10 protein-coding genes and 2 tRNA genes are annotated in these 17,727 nt (G+C 70.0%); 6 read left to right on the top strand and 6 right to left on the bottom strand.

The window, feature by feature from the left end; translation table 11 throughout:
* Nucleotides 1-15 precede the first annotated feature (15 nt).
* Nucleotides 16-1,137 carry a globin domain-containing protein gene (locus OP04_RS40455; protein WP_033345307.1) on the bottom strand — a complete coding sequence of 374 codons (1,122 nt, stop codon included), beginning with the start codon at nt 1,135-1,137 and terminating at the stop codon, nt 16-18.
* A 113-nt stretch (nt 1,138-1,250) separates the two neighbouring features.
* Between OP04_RS40455 and OP04_RS40450 the strand changes: the two genes are divergently transcribed.
* Nucleotides 1,251-2,006, top strand: coding sequence for a CPBP family intramembrane glutamic endopeptidase (locus OP04_RS40450; RefSeq protein WP_033345306.1), 756 nt, complete (start codon nt 1,251-1,253; stop codon nt 2,004-2,006).
* A 221-nt stretch (nt 2,007-2,227) separates the two neighbouring features.
* On the opposite strand, the gene OP04_RS40445 is transcribed toward OP04_RS40450, so the two are convergent.
* Nucleotides 2,228-2,300: transfer RNA gene (locus OP04_RS40445), tRNA-Arg, on the bottom strand.
* 47 nt (nt 2,301-2,347) lie between these two features.
* Nucleotides 2,348-2,436 (bottom strand) — tRNA-Ser (locus OP04_RS40440).
* A 1,323-nt stretch (nt 2,437-3,759) separates the two neighbouring features.
* On the opposite strand from OP04_RS40440, the gene OP04_RS40435 reads away from it, so the two are divergent.
* Both OP04_RS40435 and OP04_RS48780 read left to right on the top strand, forming a co-directional pair.
* Nucleotides 3,760-4,302: an EcsC family protein gene (locus tag OP04_RS40435; protein ID WP_157241020.1), complete on the top strand. Its 543-nt coding sequence runs from the start codon at nt 3,760-3,762 to the stop codon at nt 4,300-4,302.
* Between the two features lie 485 nt (nt 4,303-4,787).
* A complete protein-coding gene (locus OP04_RS48780) occupies nt 4,788-7,202 on the top strand; it encodes a DEAD/DEAH box helicase (RefSeq protein ID WP_232323922.1) in 2,415 nt (804 codons plus the stop codon).
* Here the strand turns inward: OP04_RS48780 and OP04_RS40425 are convergent.
* Both OP04_RS40425 and OP04_RS40420 read right to left on the bottom strand, forming a co-directional pair.
* Nucleotides 7,156-8,223, bottom strand: a complete 1,068-nt coding sequence (locus tag OP04_RS40425) for an aminotransferase-like domain-containing protein (RefSeq protein WP_033345305.1) — start codon at nt 8,221-8,223, stop codon at nt 7,156-7,158. The two genes, OP04_RS48780 and OP04_RS40425, sit on opposite strands and share 47 nt — an antisense overlap.
* 56 nt (nt 8,224-8,279) lie before the next feature.
* Nucleotides 8,280-10,199, bottom strand: coding sequence for a M48 family metallopeptidase (locus tag OP04_RS40420; RefSeq protein WP_051799829.1), 1,920 nt, complete (start codon nt 10,197-10,199; stop codon nt 8,280-8,282).
* A 207-nt stretch (nt 10,200-10,406) separates the two neighbouring features.
* Here OP04_RS40420 and htpG point away from each other — a divergent pair, with 207 nt between their 5' ends.
* Nucleotides 10,407-12,302 (top strand): molecular chaperone HtpG, encoded by a 1,896-nt coding sequence (gene htpG, locus OP04_RS40415; protein ID WP_033345304.1) that lies wholly within the window; start codon nt 10,407-10,409, stop codon nt 12,300-12,302.
* Here the strand turns inward: htpG and OP04_RS40410 are convergent.
* A complete protein-coding gene (locus tag OP04_RS40410; RefSeq protein WP_198154156.1) occupies nt 12,299-13,093 on the bottom strand; it encodes a DUF3152 domain-containing protein in 795 nt (264 codons plus the stop codon). The genes htpG and OP04_RS40410 overlap by 4 nt on opposite strands.
* A 206-nt stretch (nt 13,094-13,299) precedes the next feature.
* On the opposite strand from OP04_RS40410, the gene OP04_RS40405 reads away from it, so the two are divergent.
* Nucleotides 13,300-14,658, top strand: a complete 1,359-nt coding sequence (locus OP04_RS40405; RefSeq protein WP_033345302.1) for an SWIM zinc finger family protein — start codon at nt 13,300-13,302, stop codon at nt 14,656-14,658.
* Complete coding sequence (locus OP04_RS40400) at nt 14,655-17,342, top strand: DUF7824 domain-containing protein (protein WP_033345301.1); 2,688 nt, start codon at nt 14,655-14,657, stop codon at nt 17,340-17,342. Before OP04_RS40405 ends, OP04_RS40400 begins: the two co-directional genes overlap by 4 nt.
* The last annotated feature ends 385 nt before the right edge of the window (nt 17,343-17,727 follow it).

Raw genomic sequence — 17,727 nt, 5'->3', positions numbered from 1 at the left:
TACCGCACGTGACCTTCACTGCACGGCCCCGAACGCGTCGTACCGGATCCGATCCGCCGGCACGTTGAGCGCGGCCAGCGTGCGCAGCGTCGCCCGGACCATCCCGGACGACCCCGCCACGTAGAAGTCGTGCCTGTCCCACGGCCCGTACCGGCCGACGATCTCCGAGACGTCGCCGTGCTCGCCCTCGAAACCCGCGTCCCGGCTGCAGGCCGGCACCAGCGACACCCACGGGTGCCGGGCCGCGATCGCGCGCAGCTCCGGCAGGTCGTAGAGATCCTCCCGGGTGCCGCCGCCGAAGAACAGGTGCACCCAGCGCGTCCTGTTGTACCGGGTCAGCTCCTCCAGCAGCGCCTTGATCGGGGCCAGGCCGGTGCTGCCCGCCACGAAGACGATGTCCCGGGTCGAGTCGCGGTCCATGGTCATCGAACCCATCGGCGCGGCCAGTCGCAGCAGGTCACCGGGGCGCACCCGGCGGACCATCATGCCGGACACCCACCCGGTGCTCAGCGCGCGGACGTGGAACTCCAGCGTGTGATCACGGCGCGGCGCGTTCGCGATCGAATAGACCCGCCAGAGCCTCGGCTGGTGCGCCGGGCACTCCACGCTCACGTACTGACCCGGCCGGTACTCCAGCTTCCGCCCCGGCAGCGCCGTGAGCACGGCCACATCCCGCCCGCGCCGCTCGTGGCTGAGCACCTCCGCGACCCAGTACGGCGGGTTCGTGTCCGCATCCGCCTCCGCCGCGTCGATCATCTTCTGCGCGATCAGGCCGTACGCGTCCCGCCACGCCTGATCGAACTCCGGCGTCCACCGCTCGCCGCCGAAGATCCGCAGCGACTCCAGCAGCGCGTCGCCGACCACGGCGTACTGCTCCGGCGCCACCTCGAACTTCCGATGGTCCCGCCCCAGCCCGCGCAGGTAGACGTCGAGCTGCTCCGGCGCGTCCAGCGTCCGCACGGCCGTGACGATCGCGCCCAGCAGCCGGGCCCGCTGCACGTCCATCTGCACCGGGAACAGGTCACGCAGATGCGGATTGGACAGGAAAATACGTGCGTAGAAGTAGCCGGCGAGCTTCTCCTGCTGCTCCGCGACCACGGTCCAGCTCTCTTGCAGAAGGTGCGACAGGTTACCCATGGGACCTCCGTGCCTCCGGGATCGACCGACCCGGCGCGATCGTCGAGCCCCGGCGATCAGGTGAAGCGGACCCGCTGTGCGACCGGACACGGACGGGCGGCACAGTAGGACCCGTGAGCGACGTCGCACCGCAGGATCGGACGATCAAATTCGAGCTGCTGATCGTGTTCGGCCTGTCCCTCGGCCAGTCCGCGGTCTACTCCGTGGTCAACATCATCGGCCGGCTCACCGCCGCCACGCCGCTCTCCGCGCAGACGTCCACGCTCAACCCCGCCGCGTCCGACCGCCCCTACCTGGACCTGACGCTGCAACTGCTGCGCATCCTCTTCGGCCTGATGCCGGTCGTGCTCGCACTGCACCTACTGGCTCGCGAGCGAATCTCCATGCCGTCCCTCGGCCTGGACCTCCGCCGCCCGTTCTTCGACCTCGGCTCCGGCGCCGCCCTCGCCGCCGGAATCGGCCTGCCCGGCCTCGCGTTCTACCTGGCCGCCCGCGAACTCGGCCTCAACACCACCGTCCAGGCCTCCGCGCTCAACGACGTGTGGTGGACCATCCCGGTCCTGATCCTGGCCGCCGCCAAGAACGCCATCCTCGAAGAGGTCCTGGTCGTCGGCTACCTGATGCGCCGCCTCGACGACCTCCGCTGGCGCGTCCCCGCGATCATCCTCACCAGCTCCGTCCTCCGCGGCTCCTACCACCTCTACCAGGGCTTCGGCGGCTTCATCGGCAACATCATCATGGGCGTGGCGTTCTGCCTCTTCTACCTGCGTACCCGCCGCGTGATGCCCTTGATCGTCGCCCACACGGTGCTCGACATCGTGGCGTTCGTCGGCTACGCGCTGTTGGCGCCGCATGTGTCGTGGCTTTAGGGGCTTTTAGGGGCATAAAATCCAGATTTTCCCGCTCCCGGCGTGGTGCGGCCCGTTTGCTCCCGCGGGCAAACCTCCGGGGGTCGGAAGACTCCGCTGGCGCTCCGCTTCCGACCCCCGGTCGGAGCCGGTTTCGCGGTGGCTTCTGCTCACCAGCCGTGCGGCGCGCGTTCCAGAACAGAAATGGCCTCCCACTTTCCGTGGGAGGCCATTTCTTACTGTGCGCCCGAAGGGACTCGAACCCCTAACCTTCTGATCCGTAGTCAGATGCTCTATCCATTGAGCTACGGGCGCTTGCCTTGCTTCCTTGCTGCAGTCAGCATACACACCTGACTTTCGCGCGGAGACTCCGGGATTCGAACCCGGGAGGGGCGGTAGCCCCAACCGCATTAGCAGTGCGGCGCCATAGACCAGACTAGGCGAAGTCTCCTCGGCCACCCGGGGGCGACCGCGCGTTGAGAATACCGTGCCCCCACCCGGGTGGGCAAAGCAACCTCCCAGGCCACGCCGCCGGACCCGAATGCGGGCGCTCGGGGACGAAGATCCTGGCACGGTCCCAACCCTGCAAAACCGTGGTCAACAGCTAGGCTACCTGGGCATGGAGGACCAAACGGAGGGCACCGAGGGCGGCACGGAACCACGTCGCCCCGAGAAGCGGGCGAACACGCGGGCACGTCCGTCGTGCGCGCCGTTCCAAGCCGCCGAGCCGGACCCGGCCGACCGCAGCACCTCGCAGCCGCCCGCGCGCCGGGTGCCGCCACCCGCGGTCACATTCCGTCCTCCCGTCGATTCCGCTCCGATTCCACCCCAGGTCAAGCCGGCCCCAGAGCCCGCATCCGAGGCGCCCGAACCACCCGATGTGACGGTGGCCACGCCGCCCGAGAAAAAAGCGCCGGCCCGAAAGGCGCCCGCGCCGAAAAAGACGCCCGCCCCAAAGCCACGAAAGGCGTCCCCACCTGTGAAAACCGCCGCCGAAAGCACGCCGGAGCCAAGAAAGGTGGCACCTGCCGTAAAGAAGACGACTACACCACGTAAGCGTCCGGAGTCCGCCCTCGTACCCCCGACAGATCCGGCCCTTCCCGCGGGAGCCGCGCCTTCGGCGGCGACCTCGTCTGCGCCTGTCGTGAACGTGGCGCCTGCTACGGAGGTCGGGTCTACGGCGCCTGAATCTGTGGCGGAGGTCGCGTCTGTGGCGGAGTCTGCGCCTGGAGTGGGGGCGGCGTCTGTGGTGGAAGCGGTGCCTGCGGCGAACACCGCGCTTCCGGCGGAGGCTGCGGCTGTCGTGGAAACCGCGCCGCCGCTGGACGCCACGCCTGTGGCGGAGCCTGTACTTCTGCCTGAGGCCGCACCTGCGGCGGAGTCTGCGCTTGCGGAGAGATCTGCGTCTCCGTTGAGGGCCGAGTCTGCGAAGGAAGCGTCACCTGCGGCGGAAGCCGCGCCTATGGCCGAGGCTGCGTCTGCAGTGGAAGGTGCGCCCGCAGTAAAGCCCTCGGTGCCGGCAGAAGCTGCACTTCCCGCTGAGGCCGCCGCGCCGATGTCAGCCGCGGACACTGCCTCTCCGGCGGAAGCCGCGCCGCCGGTAGATCCGGAGCTTTCGGCCGTGGCCACGTCTCCGCGCGGGAGTACCGCGCCGACAACGTCTGTGAGCCGGATCATTCCAAGTCAGACTTTCGGATCCGCCGTCACCGGCCCCATCTGGGCCAAGATCGCGGACCGCCCCGGCCACGCCGGCGAACTGCTCACCCTGGCAGCGGTGGAAACCCTCGGCCCGCGCGCTCGCGACTGGGCCGCGCAGATGCACGCCACCTACCCCTCGGCCGCCCCCGACGCGCTCGCCCGCCTGGCAACCATGCGGTCCACGCAGGTCTCCGCCGCCGCCGGAATGCTGGCCGCGACCACCGGCGCCTACGCGCCGCTTGTCGAGTACACCTTTGTCGCCTGGGTGCAGGCTGCCCTGGTCCTCCGCGTCGCGGCCGCTCACGGCGTCGACCCCACCGACCCCGAACGCGCGATCGACCTCCTGGTCCTGCTCCGCCTGCATTCAAGCCGCGAAAGCGCCCGCGCTGCCCTCGACGCCGCGGTCGGCGAGCACGGCGGCGGCCTGCTGCGCGCCCACCCCCTTGAGGGCATCTGGCGCCTGGCAACCCCGTTGGCAGCCCGCGTCGGCGGCTGGGCCGCGCTCCGCACCGCCGCCCGCCTGCTCCCCGGCGCCGCCATCCTGGTCGCCGCCCTCACCGACGCCGCGGCCACCGACCTTCTGGCCGCCCGCGCCATCGCCTACTACCGAAAGCTCTGACGCGTTTCGGTGTCGAGCTTGCCAGGCGTTTCCCCTGCGGATTACGGACCAGCACCACGCGCACAGGGCCGATACGCGCTTCTGCCCAGGTAGTCGACGCCCGAAATTTCACCATAAAGCCGAACCGCCATCGATCCACAGCTCGATCGGCCTCAGCGCCGGGCTGGGTCCCTCTCCGCCCGTGATGGTCGCGCAGACTCCGGCAATAGCTCCTTTATGCCGAAATTTCGGGCGCGAGGCACCCGCCCTCGCCGCGGGCCTTAGCCGGTCAGGATCGACCTCGGCTGCGATCCGACCACCGTCGGCCGCCCTGCCACGCTCGTGCCGTAAGCAGCCGACGAGACTTCCGCCGCCACGCGACGCGCCCGGCAGACCGGCCCATCTGACTACGGATCAGAGGGCCAGGGGTTTGACGCCCTTCGAGCGCCCCATGGGAGAGGCGCTAATTGGCTGTGCTGATACGCGAGGATGGATGGGTGGCTCCGGTGGACGAATTCGCGGATCTTCGCCGTGAAGTGGAGCGGTTGCGGGCGGAGAATGCCAGGCTGTCTCGGCTGCTGGAGATTCGCGGGAAGGACACCGTTCCGGCGCCGGAGCAGCTGACCACGCCTGCTGCCGTGCCGGGGCTCGTCACGATGGGCTCACCGGTGGCGGACAAACTAACGCTGTTCGCCGCCCTCTTCCGGGCCCGCGCCGACGTCTACGCGGTCCGTTGGGAGAACGTCCGATCGGGTGGTGCCGGGTGGATGCCCGCCGTGGCCGGCGGCTGGCGAAAGGGCATGGACCGGCGCGGTGCCGTTCACCTTCCCCGTACCAAGGAGGTTGTCGCGGCGCATCTGGTCGGCGACCTGTTCATGGGGCTCTACCCGCTGTTGCCGGGCAACACCTGCCACTTCCTGGTAGCCGACTTCGACGGCGTGACGGCGATGCTCGACGCGCTCGCCTTCGTCAAGGCGGCTCGGGCCGCCTCTGTGCCGGCCGCGTTGGAGATCTCTCAATCTGGGCGCGGAGCCCATGTGTGGATCTTCTTCACGGATGCGGTCGCGGCGGCGACGGCTCGGGCGGTCGGCACCGCGCTGCTTCACGAGGCGATGGTGCTGCGCGGGTCGATGGATCTGCGCTCGTACGACCGTCTGTTCCCCAATCAGGATGTGCTTCCCGACGGCGGGTTCGGCAACCTGATCGCCGCGCCGCTGCACGGCCGGCGACGCAAGGACGGCCTGACGACGTTTCTCGACCTCGGCACGCTTGAGCCGTACGAGGACCAGTGGGCATTTCTGTCGACGTTGGACCGGTGCAGTCCCGGTACGGCGGACCGCATCGCCCGGAGTACGAGACGCGCCACGACCGGCGCTGACGTGGCGAAGATCAGCCGGTCGGCTGCCACCCAGGTCCATCCCGCGCTGCCCCCGGTGGTTCGCGCGGAAGCCGGCGCCGGGCTGAGCATCGGGACGGCGCAGCTGACTCCGGCCGCGCTGACCACGTTCAAGCACACCGCAGCCATGATCAATCCGAAGTTCTACGAGCGGCAACGACTGCGGAAGTCGACCTGGGACACACCGCGGTTCATCCGTGGGTACGACCTCACGCTCGACGACCGTCTGGTCCTGCCGCGCGGGCTGCGCCCCACGGTCGCCTCCATCATCGAGCAGGCAGGGTCGCGATTGGCCGTCACCGACGTCCGGAATGCCGGCCGGGAAATCGACGTCGCCTTCGCTGCCGAGCTCACCTCCACACAGAGCGCCGCGGTGGGCGCCCTTCTTGCACACGACGACGGGCTGCTGGTTGCTCCGCCCGGTTCCGGCAAGACGGTGATGGGCTGTGCCATCATCGCCGAGCGGGGCGCCTCCACGCTGGTCCTCGTCGACCGCAGGGCGCTCGCCGACCAATGGCGTATGCGCATCGAACGGTTTCTTGGCATCACACCGGGCCAGCTCGGCGGCGGCCGGCGCAAGCTCACCGGGGTCGTGGATATAGCGCTGCTGCCGTCGCTGGCCAGACGCGACGACATCGCCACTCTCACCGAGGGGTATGGGCACGTCATCGTCGATGAGTGCCACCACCTCGGGGCCGCCGCATATGAGCATTCGGTCAAGCGGATCGCCGCCCGATTCTGGCTCGGCCTAACCGCCACTCCCGACCGGCGTGACGGTCTCGGCCAGCTTGTTACCTGGCAGCTGGGACCGGTGCGGCACACCATGACGGACGAGATGCAGGGGACGCTCGCGGCCGCGATGCAGACCGAGGCCGGCCCGCGACGGGTGCTGTTCCTCCACGACACCACGTTCCTGCCCGGAGACGTGGACCTGGGGGAGCCGGGCGCGCTGGCCGAGGTCCATCGCAGGATGGCGCTCGACGAGCCGCGCAACAACCAGATCGCCGACGACGTCGCCGCGGCGCTGACCCGCGGGCGTAACTGCCTGGTCCTCACCCGGCGGGTCGCCCACGTCGAGGCGCTTACCGCCATTCTGTCCGCGCGAGGGCACGAGGCGCTCGTGCTGCAAGGAACGATGAGCGCGACCAGCCGTCGCGCGGTGGTCGACCGACTCGACACGGCCAAGGCCGGCGACGGGTTGCTCGTGATCGGCACCACGCCGTTCATCGGCGAAGGCTTCGATGCCCCGGTGCTCGACACCCTCTTCCTTGCCGGACCGATCTCCTACGACGGTCTACTCGTCCAGTGCGCCGACCGCGTGATCAGGGCCGCGCCGGACAAGGACACCGCGGAAGTCCACGACTATCACGACCGGGACGCCCCATCCTGGCCTCCTCGCTTCAACGTCGCATGCCCGGATATCGGACGCTTGGCTTCGAGAGGCCCGCGTAAAGAAGAGGCCGCGTTAAGAACAGACCTCACAAGGCGCGATAGGCGGAGGCGAGGCGGCGGGCGGCCTCGGTGAGGTCGTCGGGGGAGTAGCGGGAGAAGGCGAGGCGGATGGGGCGGCCGGGGGCGCGGTCCAGGAAGAACGTGTTGCCGGGGAGGAAGCCCACGCCGTGCGCGGCGGCCGGAGCGGCGAGGTCGTCGGCGCCGGGGAGGCGGATCCAGAGGAACCAGCCGCCGTCCGGTACGTCGAAGGTGGCCGCGGGCAGGTGGTGATGCAACGCGGAGACGAGGGCGTCGCGTTGCGCGGCATAGCGGAGCCGCAGCCGGTCGAGGTGGGCGGCGTAGTCACCGAATGCTGCCATCGCCATCGCGGTCGTGTGGTTCACGCCGCCGCCGCTGTCGATGTAGCCGCGCTGGGTCAGCAGGCGGATTCGGTCCGGGGAGGCGGTGATCCAGCCGAGGCGGAGGCCGGGGGCCACGGTCTTGGCGAGCGAGTTGATCCGGATCACGACGTCGGACGCGTCCAGCGAGTAGAGCGACGGTGACGGGGTCACGCCGTAGTGCAGTTCCCGGTACGTGTCGTCCTCGATGATCGTGAGCCCGCCACGACGGGCCGTCTCGATCAGGGCGACGCGATGTGGGCCGGGCAGGGACGCACCGGTCGGATTGCTGAACGTGGGCACCACGTAGAACAGTGCCGGCCGCCGCTCACGGATCACCGACGCCAACCGGTCGGGATCGTCGGCGGGTGCCTCGATCAACTCCAGGCCGTGGTCGGCCAGCGTGCGGAGCGCGTAATGGTACGTAGGCGTGTCGACCAGTACTGGCCCGCCCCGGCCGAACACGGACGCGATCAGCTCCAGCGCGTGCGAGGCACCCGCGGTCACGAACACCTCGTCGGCCGGCCCGCCGATCCACTCGATCAGGGGCGCGGGTCCGGCGGTGCTGCCGTAGGCGAGCGCCGCCGGACCCCACCGCTCCAGCGCCACGGAGACCGCGGCAGTCCACTCGGTCACCGGCAACGCGTCCGGGTGCGGATGGCCCCAGCCGAGGTCCAGCGTCCCGGGTGCGGTGTGGAACTGCTCGATTGCGGTCATGCACCGCAATGTTTCACATGAAACATCAACGGCGTACCCCCGGATGATGTTGATCTTTAGATGGCCTTGAGAAGGTCGCGGAGGCGGTCGTAGGCGTTGTTCTGGTCCTCGGCCTGGAGGGTCCAGTCGAGGGTGACGCGCTCGCCGCTGCGCAGGACGATCTCGAACCGCTTCGGGAAGGTGCGCACCTGGGAGCCGGACACCATCTCCTCCATCGGCAGGTAGCGCGTGCCGGGCGTGGCGACGACCGCCTCCGCGTCGCCACGCTGGACCCAGTCCATCACCCGGCCGCGCATCTTGTGGGCCAGGGTCATCCGGCCGAAGCTGGGGACGAGCGCCAGCCCGGTGTCCAGGATGATCACGTCGATGCGCCGGTGGGGCATGCCCGGCACCTTCATGTTGATCACGCCGGCCAGCACGCTGGCGCGACGCAGCGGCACGGTCGTCTCGACCTGCTTCGCGGCGGCGACGTCGATGCCGAGCGCTGCCAGCTGCCGGCGTGCCTCGCCGACCGTGGCCCGGTCCGTCGCCAGCAGCGCGATCGGCTCAAGATCAAGCTCGGCCTCGGAAGTCCCCGAAGCCTCGGAGGTCGCAGGCGCCACAGAAGCGCCGGCCGCCACCGGGACGGACGACAACAACCGCGGCCCGCCGGTCCACGAGTGATCCCAGTGCGCCACCCCCGACCGCACCGCGGCCAGCGCGAACAGCGCGTCCAACGGCCCGGCGAAGAGCTTCGCCGCCTCCTCCGGCGCCGCGTCCGGGAACACCACGGCGGCCATCGCCGGCAGTCGCCCGGCCTCGATCTGGTCGAGCACCACGCCGACGTCCGCGACCGGCCGGCCGATCGCCCGAGCCAGCGCGCGGAGCAGGCCGTCCATGTTCTCCTGCAGCCTGCTGCTGGCGCCGTGGCCGATGAACTGCTGCCACGGCATCACGGTCAGCTGCCGGCCGCCGAGGATGTGTTGCTGCAGCGCGAGCCCGGCATCCCCGAGCCCGGGGAGCAGCAGCGCGGCGGGACGGTCGTCCGGCGTGATCGCCGACTCCGGCGCGGCGTGGATCGCGGCGACCCGCTCGTTGATCGGCGGGTGGCTGTCCCAGCGGGAACGGTGCTCGACCGGACGGGAGGCCCGCAGCGCGGCGATCTCCTCCGCACGCGCGGTGAGCAGCTCGCGGAAGCCGGCGAAGAGGTCGTCCGGCGCGGCGCCCGCCTCCAGGCCGGGGCCGACGTACCGGTCCAGGTAGAAGTCGAACGCGGCGGCGAGCACCCGGACCTCCTCCAGGGCGCTCGCGGCCGCGTCCCGGCCGGCGACCCGCACGGAGGACAGGTCCGCCTCCAGCTCCTGCTTCCGGCTGACCGCGTTGTCGACCAGCAGGAACAGCCGGCCGTACCCGCGGTAGACGTAGCCGATCAGGTTTCCGGAGCCGAGGTGTTCGATGGTGCGTCCCATCGCCATCCTGCCCCGGTACGACACGCCCGCCAGCCGCGTGTGCGCGCCGGACAGGTGACCCAGCTCGTGCGCGAGCACGGACCGCAGCTGCGCGACCGTGAACGCCTGCAGCAGCGGCATGCCGATCAGCATGGTGCGGCGGCCGCCGATCAGGCCCATCAGGCGGGTCTTCTCGGAGACGGCCGCGTTGACGCTCGCCACCAGGAAGATCTCGTCGGGGGTACGGGTGCCGACGGCCTGCGCCAGCTCGTCCACAGTGGCCCACAGGTGGGGTGCGTTCTGCCGGGTGAGCGGGATGCCGTTCGGCGGTGAGTTCTGTTCGCGGACGGCCTTCCACGTGCCGTAGCCGACCGCCCACACCGTGGCGAAGAAGATGACGAACGCGAACTTGGCCGGTGCGGCGCCGGCCCTGGTGTTGACCGCGATCCAGACGGCGAGCCCGGTGCCGGCGGCGAACAGCACCAACGCCACCAGGTAGAAGCCGACCAGCATGATGATGGAGACGAGCGCTCTGAACGCCGTCGTCATTGAGCCTCTTTGAACGCGGTCCCAGCCCTTGTGCGTCCGACCCGTTGACCCGGCAGCGGTGTCTACCTGCTGGCCGGGTTGAAAATTGCTCATTGGAGTCCTCCCCGTGATCGCACGGGAAGCTACCGGCGGGCGGGGCGTAGCACAATCGGCTCGTAAACTATTTCGTCGCACCGATTCACACTCAATGAGGAGCCACGGAGCCACATGAGCACCGAGACGCTGGAGTTCCAGGCAGAAGCGCGCCAGCTGCTGCAGCTGATGGTCCATTCGATCTACTCGAACAAGGACATCTTCCTGCGGGAGCTCATCTCGAACGCGTCCGACGCCCTCGACAAGCTGCGCCTGGAGTCGCTGGTCGACAAGGAGCTCGACGCGGACACCGGCGATCTGCACATCGCGCTCGACGTCGACGCGGAGTCGCGCACGCTGACGGTCCGGGACAACGGCATCGGCATGTCCCGTGAGGACGTGGTCCGACTGATCGGCACGATCGCCAAGTCCGGCACCGCGGAGGTGCTGGCGAAGCTGCGCGAGGCGAAGGAGAACGCGGAGCTGATCGGCCAGTTCGGCGTGGGCTTCTACTCGACGTTCATGGTCGCGGACCGCGTCACGCTGACGACCCGAAGGGCAGGGGAGTCCGAGGGTACGAGGTGGGAGTCCGCCGGCGAGGGCACGTACACGATCGAGACGGCCGAGGACGCGCCGCAGGGCACCACGGTCACGCTGCACCTCAAGCCGGAGGACAGCGAGGACCACCTCTTCGACTACACCGCCGAGTGGAAGATCCGCGAGATCGTCAAGCGGTACTCGGACTTCATCTCCTGGCCGATCCGGATGACGGTGGAGAAGAAGGGCGACGACGACACCGTCGAGTACGACGTGCAGACGCTGAACTCGATGAAGGCGCTCTGGGCCCGCCCCCGCAAGGAGGTGGAGCAGTCCGAGTACAACGAGTTCTACCGGCACATCAGCCACGACTGGACCGACCCGCTCGAGACGATCCACATGAAGGCGGAGGGCACGTTCGAGTACGAGGCGCTGCTCTTCATCCCGTCGCACGCGCCGTTCGACCTGTTCATGCGCGAGGGCAAGCGCGGCCCGCAGCTGTACGTGAAGCGCGTCTTCATCATGGAGGACGCGGAGGCGCTGCTGCCGGACTACCTGCGCTTCGTCAAGGGCGTGGTGGACGCGCACGACCTGTCGCTCAACATCTCCCGCGAGATCCTGCAGCAGGACCGGCAGATCCAGGCCGTACAGCGGCGGCTGGTGAAGAAGGTTCTAGCCACCGTGCGTGATCTGCAGGAGAAGGAGAACGAGAAGTACCAGACCTTCTGGCGCGAGTTCGGCCGCGCCGTCAAGGAGGGTCTGATCAACGACCAGGACAACCAGTCCGCGATCCTGGAGATTCTGTCGGCCGCGACCACGCACGACGCGGACCAGGTCACCACGCTGCGCGACTACATCGGGCGGATGAAGGACGGCCAGCAGCACATCTACTACATGACCGGCGAGTCCCGCGCGATGATCGAGAACTCGCCGCACATGGAGGCGTTCCGCGCCAAGGGCTTCGAGGTGCTGCTGCTCACCGACCCGGTGGACGAGGTCTGGGTGGAGCGGGTGGCCGAGTTCGACGGCAAGCCGCTGCAGTCGATCGCGAAGGGCCAGGTCGACCTCGAGTCCGAGGAGGAGAAGGCGGCCGCGAAGCCGGAGCAGGAGCAGCGGAAGAAGGACTTCGCCGGCCTGCTCACCTGGATGACCGGCGTGCTGGACGAGAACGTGAAGGAGGTCCGGCTCTCGTCCCGGCTGACCACGTCGGCCGCGTGCATCGTCGGCGACGACCAGGACGTGACGCCGACGCTGGAGAAGATGTACCGCGCGATGGGCCAGGAGGTGCCGCACGTCAAGCGCATCCTGGAGCTGAACGCGACGCACCCGCTGGTGACCGGCCTGCGGTCGGCGCACGAGGGCGGTGCCACCGAGGGGCTGTCCGAGACCGCGGAGCTGATCTACGGCATGGCGCTGCTGGCCGAGGGCGGCGAGCTGTCCGACCCGTCCCGGTTCACCCGGATTCTCGCGGACCGGCTCGCCGCGACGCTCTAACTCGTCAGGTACGGCCCGGTGACGAACTCGCCGCCCACGGTGTACGGCCAGGGGTTGACGATGCATCCGTTCAGCCCCATCGACTGCTGCATCATCGCGGGCGCGAGTTCGCCCTTGCCGGGGCAACCCATGTGGTCGAACCCCAGGTAGTGGCCCATCTCGTGGTTGATCACACCGGCGTGGTACCCCTCCACGGACATCGAGATCGGCGAGCCCTGCAGCCAGCGCCTCAGGTTGATCAAGATCGTGTTGCCGATCTTGCAGGAGAACTTGCCACCGGTGTCGTAGCCCTGCGCGGCACACTGCGCGTCCACGGTTCCCGGCGTGGCCAGCCGCACCCGCACCGCGTACTGAGGCCCGCTCACCCGCTGGAAACGCCATGACGCGTCGGCCAGTCCGTGCTCCGGCGCGGTGATCGGCGCCGCGGCCGAGCCGGCCCAGCTGCGCCGGTCGTGCCACACCTCGTCGATGACGGCCGCGAACCCGTCCGCCGTCACCGGCTCCACGTCGCCCCACTCGATGCCGGTCTCCACCTCCACCCGGTAGGTGATCAGCGTCCGCCCGGTGCCGATCACCTCCTGTGAGCCCTTCGCGGTCGCGAACCCGCCGTCGCCGAACTCCGGCACCAGCTCGTCCGGCACCGGCTCCAGGCTCGGGCTGGGACTCGGGCTAGGACTGGGGCTCGGACTCGGGCTGGCCGCGGACACCTGCTCCACCGTCGGATCGCCCACCCGCCACGTCGGCCCCTCCGGCGCTGTCCCGCACGCGGACAGCGCGACGGACAGCAGCACGGCGACTCCGATGATCCGACCTGCACGTTGCCGCACCGGCAGACTCCCCCCACACTCGTGGCGCCCGCCCCCGACGGACGCCCTCGGCTGAAAAGGTCCGGAAACCAGATCAAGACCATTCCGTGGTACGTCGTATCCGACCTACAGACGTGGCCGAGGTCCCAAAAGTGGGCGGGAGTGTCGTACCCCACTATTAGCGTGTCGTCATGGCTACCGCGGCGGCATACGCATACCTCGACCACTCGGCGCTGGCGACGGACACCGGCCTGACGTTGCAGACGTCCGGCGGCCCCGCCGCCAACCCGCGGTTCTTCACCGGCTTCCTCACCCAGCCCGGCGCCGCCGCGGTCGGTCTGCTCGCGGTGGCCGAGGTGGCCCGCACCCGATACTTCCGGCCGGTCAGCCCGGCCAGCCTCGACCCGGTCGTCACGGCCGGCTCCGACCGGCTGCGGTTCGAGTCGTTCTCCGGCTGCTGCGGCGTCTACGCCCGGCTCGACGTGCTGCCCGCCGGCGTCGACGGCGACATCACCGACCACGGCACGACGAACGTGGACGTCAACGTCCCGCTCCAGCGCGCGCTCTCCCGCGTCGGCCGCGCCGACCCGATGCACCTCTCCGTCGGGCCGGATGATCTCACCGTCACCACGTTCGACGGCCCGACCGTCGAGCGGAAGGTGCCGCTGCCGTCCCGCTGGCTGCGCGGCTTCGCCGAGGCCCAGGTGATCACGTCCCGGTTCGACCCGCGCGCCGAGGTCGGCGCCGCCGAGGCCCGCGCGCTGCTGCACCGCCTCCCGGTCGCGGAGCGCGGCGTGCTCTGGGCCGTCCCGGCCGGCCGCTCGCTGCGCCTCACCTCCCGCCCGGTGCCCGGCGCGGTCTGCCTGCCCGGCGCCGGCCGGCTCGTCGCGCTCCGCCCGTTCCTGCGCTTCGCCACCACGCTGCGCGTCTACGGCCCGCCGGTCACGGCCGGCAGCGGACCGGTCGCCAGCACCTGGGAGCTCAGCTCGCCCGCCATGCGCCTGTCGCTCACGCTCTCCCCCGAGCCGTCCCGCGGTTTCTCCGGCGAGGGCGCGGTGCTCGAGTCGCTCGCCGCGGACGACGCAGCCGACGACGCCGACCTGATCAGCGCGCTGCTCTCCTGGGACCCGACGATCGACACGGACGCGCTCGCGCTCTCCTCCGGCCTCTCCGCCCAGCGCGTGCGGGACGCGCTCACCCAGCTCGGCACCGCCGGCCGGGTCGGTTACGACGTGGCCGAGGCCGGTTACTTCCACCGCACGCTGCCCTACGACGCGGCCGCGGCCGCGAAGATGAACCCACGGCTCGTCGGCGCGCGCGCCCTGGTCGCGGCCGGCGCGGTCACGCTCGACGGCGAGGCCGCCTCGGTCCGCAGCGGCGACGAGACCTATCGGGTGCGTGTGCTCGCCGACGACGCCTCCACCTGCACCTGCCCCTGGTGGGCCAAGCACCGCGGTGAGCGCGGCCCGTGCAAGCACGCGCTCGCGGTCCGCATGGTCCGCGCCGGCGACGCCGCCGACCTGGACGAGAGCGCGGAGGCGCTGGCATGACCGAGGACGCGGGCACGCTCTTCGAGTGGCTCGATCGCCGGCAGCGCAACAAGGACTACGTCGGCGTGGTCAGCCTGCTCATCAAGATCTCCGAGGAGAGCCGGCTCGCGGTGGCGCCGCTGGCCGAGGCGTACATCAAGTCGATCAAAGGCGAGGCCTGGTGGAGGCCGACCCCCGCGCCCCAGGCCGCCGGCCTCGGACTGATCGTGCTCGGCACCGCGCCCACCGCGGCCAAGGCCGCCGCGCTGCTCACCCGGCGTGAGATGCGCGACGCCTGGGGTGCGATCCCGCTCGTCCCGCTGCGCGACCTCCTGAGCGCACGTCAGATGCCGTGGCTCGGCGACGTCGCCGCTCGCGTCGCCGAGCGGCTCTCCCCGCAGAACGTGACCTGGTCCGGTGAGTGGGAGTTCGCCGACACGTTGTTCCGAGAGTCCGGCACCATGCCCCCGGCCACCGAGGCGGTGCTGCTGGGCTGGCTCACCCAGATGACCCGCACCCGGCACCACCGGGAGAAACCGGTCCCGGTCGTCGACAAACTGCGCGACCATCCCTACCTCGACCTGCTGCTCCCCGCGTTCTTCGAGATCGACGGGCTCGGCGGCATCACCGGCGGCGGCGAGTGGAACCACGAGACCAAGGCGTGGGAGACCATCCCGCACTTCCCGCTCGCGCTCGCCCAGCTCGCCACGGAGGGCCGCCTCGACCGCGCGATGCTGCTGACCGGCACGCTCGACCGGCTGCTCCGAGGCGACAAACCCAACTCTTTGCGTACGTTCACGGCGCTGCACGACGCGCTCGCCCCCACGCTCGACGAGCTCGCCGCACACGCGCTCGACTACGCCCGCCTGCTGCCGGACGCCGGCTCACCGATCGCCGGGCTGGCCCAGCGCGCGCTGCGCGCGATCGACGACGCCGGCCGGCTGGAGCTGGAGACGCTGCTGGAGGCCAGCGCGCCGACGATGCTCCGCAAGGAGAAGGCGCTGGTCAAAGCGCAGCTCTCCTGGCTGGAGAAGGTGGCCCGTCGCGAGCCCGGCCGGCGCACCGAGATCATGGAGACAGTCGCGGCCGCGTTCGGTCACCCCGCGCTCGACATCCAGGAGCGGGCGCTCACCATCGTCGGGCGCGCGCTGCCGAAACTCGCGCCCGACGACCTCACCCGCCTCGCGGACCAGGCCGTGCTGCTCGGCGGCGACCTGCCCGCCCGCGCGGCCGCGCTCTTCGGCGTCACGGTCGGTTCCGTGGGCGATGACCCGATCACGCTCCCGCCGCATCCGCCGGTCGCGGCGATGCCGCCGCCGATCGGCAGCGCCGCCGAGCTGGCGGAGGAGATCGTCGTGCTCGTCGAGTCCGAGACCGCGGTCGGCTGGGAACGGGTGCTCGACGCCGTCGTCAGGCTGAGCGCGGCCGGGGATCGTGCCGCGCTCGCCGAGGCCGTGCACCCGGTCCTCGACCGGAACGCCATGGCCTTCACCGAGAACGCGTGGATTCGTCGCCCGCGCTTCCTGTTCCTCGGCGAGGCGGTGCGCGCCGCGACCAGTGAGCAGTCCGGCCGTGACGGAAAGATCTGGCAGAAGATGGTGGCCGCGATCCGGGAGGCGTGGTCGGCCACGTCGCTCGTGCACCGAGCCGGCGACTCTCCCTACGGCGTGCTGGTGCTGCGCATCTCGGAGCTGTCCCTCAAACTGCGCCGTGAGCCGGTCCCACTCCTGCTCTCCACACCCACGCACGTGACCGGCTCGATCGACGCGGGCGTGCTGTTGGAGCGGCTGCGCCGCGCCGAGGCCGAGGGATGGACCCCGTGGCCGTTCGACCTGGACCAGGCGCTCGTCCGGGTACCGCGCACGGTCGACCCCGAGGTGGTCACGCACGCGTCCGCGCTCACCAGCACCGCGGGGAAGGCGTTCGCGGAGATGCTGCGCGCCGGCGGCGTGGCCGATCCGATCGCCACCCGGGTGGAGCAGCGTGCCCGGAAGGACCGGCAGAACTACGGGGAGGTCCCGCGACGGGTGGTGGTGACGCTGGAGCCGGCCGCCCCGACCGGGCTGGTGTTCGAGCGGCGCCTGCTGCACCTGACCCGCGAGGCCTACCCGACCTATGCGGCGGCGGAGGTGACCGACGTCTGGACGATGACCATGCCGCACCACCGGGACGCGGTCGCCGCGTGGGCGCTGCCCAGCCTTGCCGGGCTCGCGGACCTGGACGACAAGGGTGCCGCGCGGATCCTGCCGATGCTGGCCGAGTGCGACGGTCCGGCCGGGCTCGGCCTGTCTTACGGGCTGGCCTACGCGCTGGGTGCGCGGCACCCGTCCGATCGGGTCGCCGCGGTGGACGCGTTCCTCGCCCTGGCCGCACGCGGTGAGCCGTTCGCCGGTGGGGTGGGTGCCGCACTCGGTGACCTGGCCGCGGACGGCGCGGTCAAGGTGAGCCGGATCGTGGCGCCGCTGCGCGACATTCACCAGGCCGGAGCATCAGCAGAAACGTGGGAATTACTCGTGGCGGCACTTCCACTACTACTCCCAATCGGCCCGCGCGCATTGCCGGACCTGCTGGAACTGGCCGCTCAGGTGGCGCCGGCCGCCGGTGCCACGGGCACGTTCGCCGAGCTGGAAGCGGTTGCGGGCCGGTCCGGAACGGGTCGACTGATGAAAGAGGCAAAACGCTTGCGCGATGTGTTGAATCGGTAACGCAAAGTGGAGGTTTCGCACGTGGGGGGCCCGATTTGGCGCTGAAGGAACCTCCCTGTAATGTTCTCTTCAGCGGGGCACCGGGCCAGCGAAGCGGAAACGCAAACGGGCCGGCCCACTGAATCCCAGGAAATATCGCTGAGGTAACCTTCTGCGGTCTGGATCTGGGAAACCAGGAAGTCCAAGTTGAACGGCCCGAAAAACACCGGGTTGACACAGCGAAGACAACCTAGTAAGATAGACCAAGTGCCCGGCGGTGACAAAGGGCGCGAATACGGACGAAATACCCCAGAACTTGGGTCGGTGTAGCCGGTTTGAGTGTGGTGTGTGGTTGTTCTTTGAGAACTCAACAGGGTGCTTGAAAAGCCAGTGCCAATTATGATTT

It is taken from the genome of Catenuloplanes japonicus (assembly GCF_000717135.1).
GTDB lineage: Bacteria > Actinomycetota > Actinomycetes > Mycobacteriales > Micromonosporaceae > Catenuloplanes > Catenuloplanes japonicus.
The sequence above is the reverse complement of the archived record's forward strand: the minus strand, read 5'-3'. Positions and strand labels throughout refer to the sequence as shown.

What these genes read in the sequence shown, in the direction of transcription:
- OP04_RS40455 (WP_033345307.1), bottom strand. Translation starts at nt 1,137, where the DNA reads ATGGGTAACCTGTCGCACCTTCTGCAAGAGAGCTGGACCGTGGTCGCG.
- OP04_RS40425 (WP_033345305.1), bottom strand. Translation starts at nt 8,223, where the DNA reads ATGACCGCAATCGAGCAGTTCCACACCGCACCCGGGACGCTGGACCTC.
- OP04_RS40420 (WP_051799829.1), bottom strand. Translation starts at nt 10,199, where the DNA reads ATGACGACGGCGTTCAGAGCGCTCGTCTCCATCATCATGCTGGTCGGC.
- htpG (WP_033345304.1), top strand. Translation starts at nt 10,407, where the DNA reads ATGAGCACCGAGACGCTGGAGTTCCAGGCAGAAGCGCGCCAGCTGCTG.
- OP04_RS40405 (WP_033345302.1), top strand. Translation starts at nt 13,300, where the DNA reads ATGGCTACCGCGGCGGCATACGCATACCTCGACCACTCGGCGCTGGCG.
- OP04_RS40400 (WP_033345301.1), top strand. Translation starts at nt 14,655, where the DNA reads ATGACCGAGGACGCGGGCACGCTCTTCGAGTGGCTCGATCGCCGGCAG.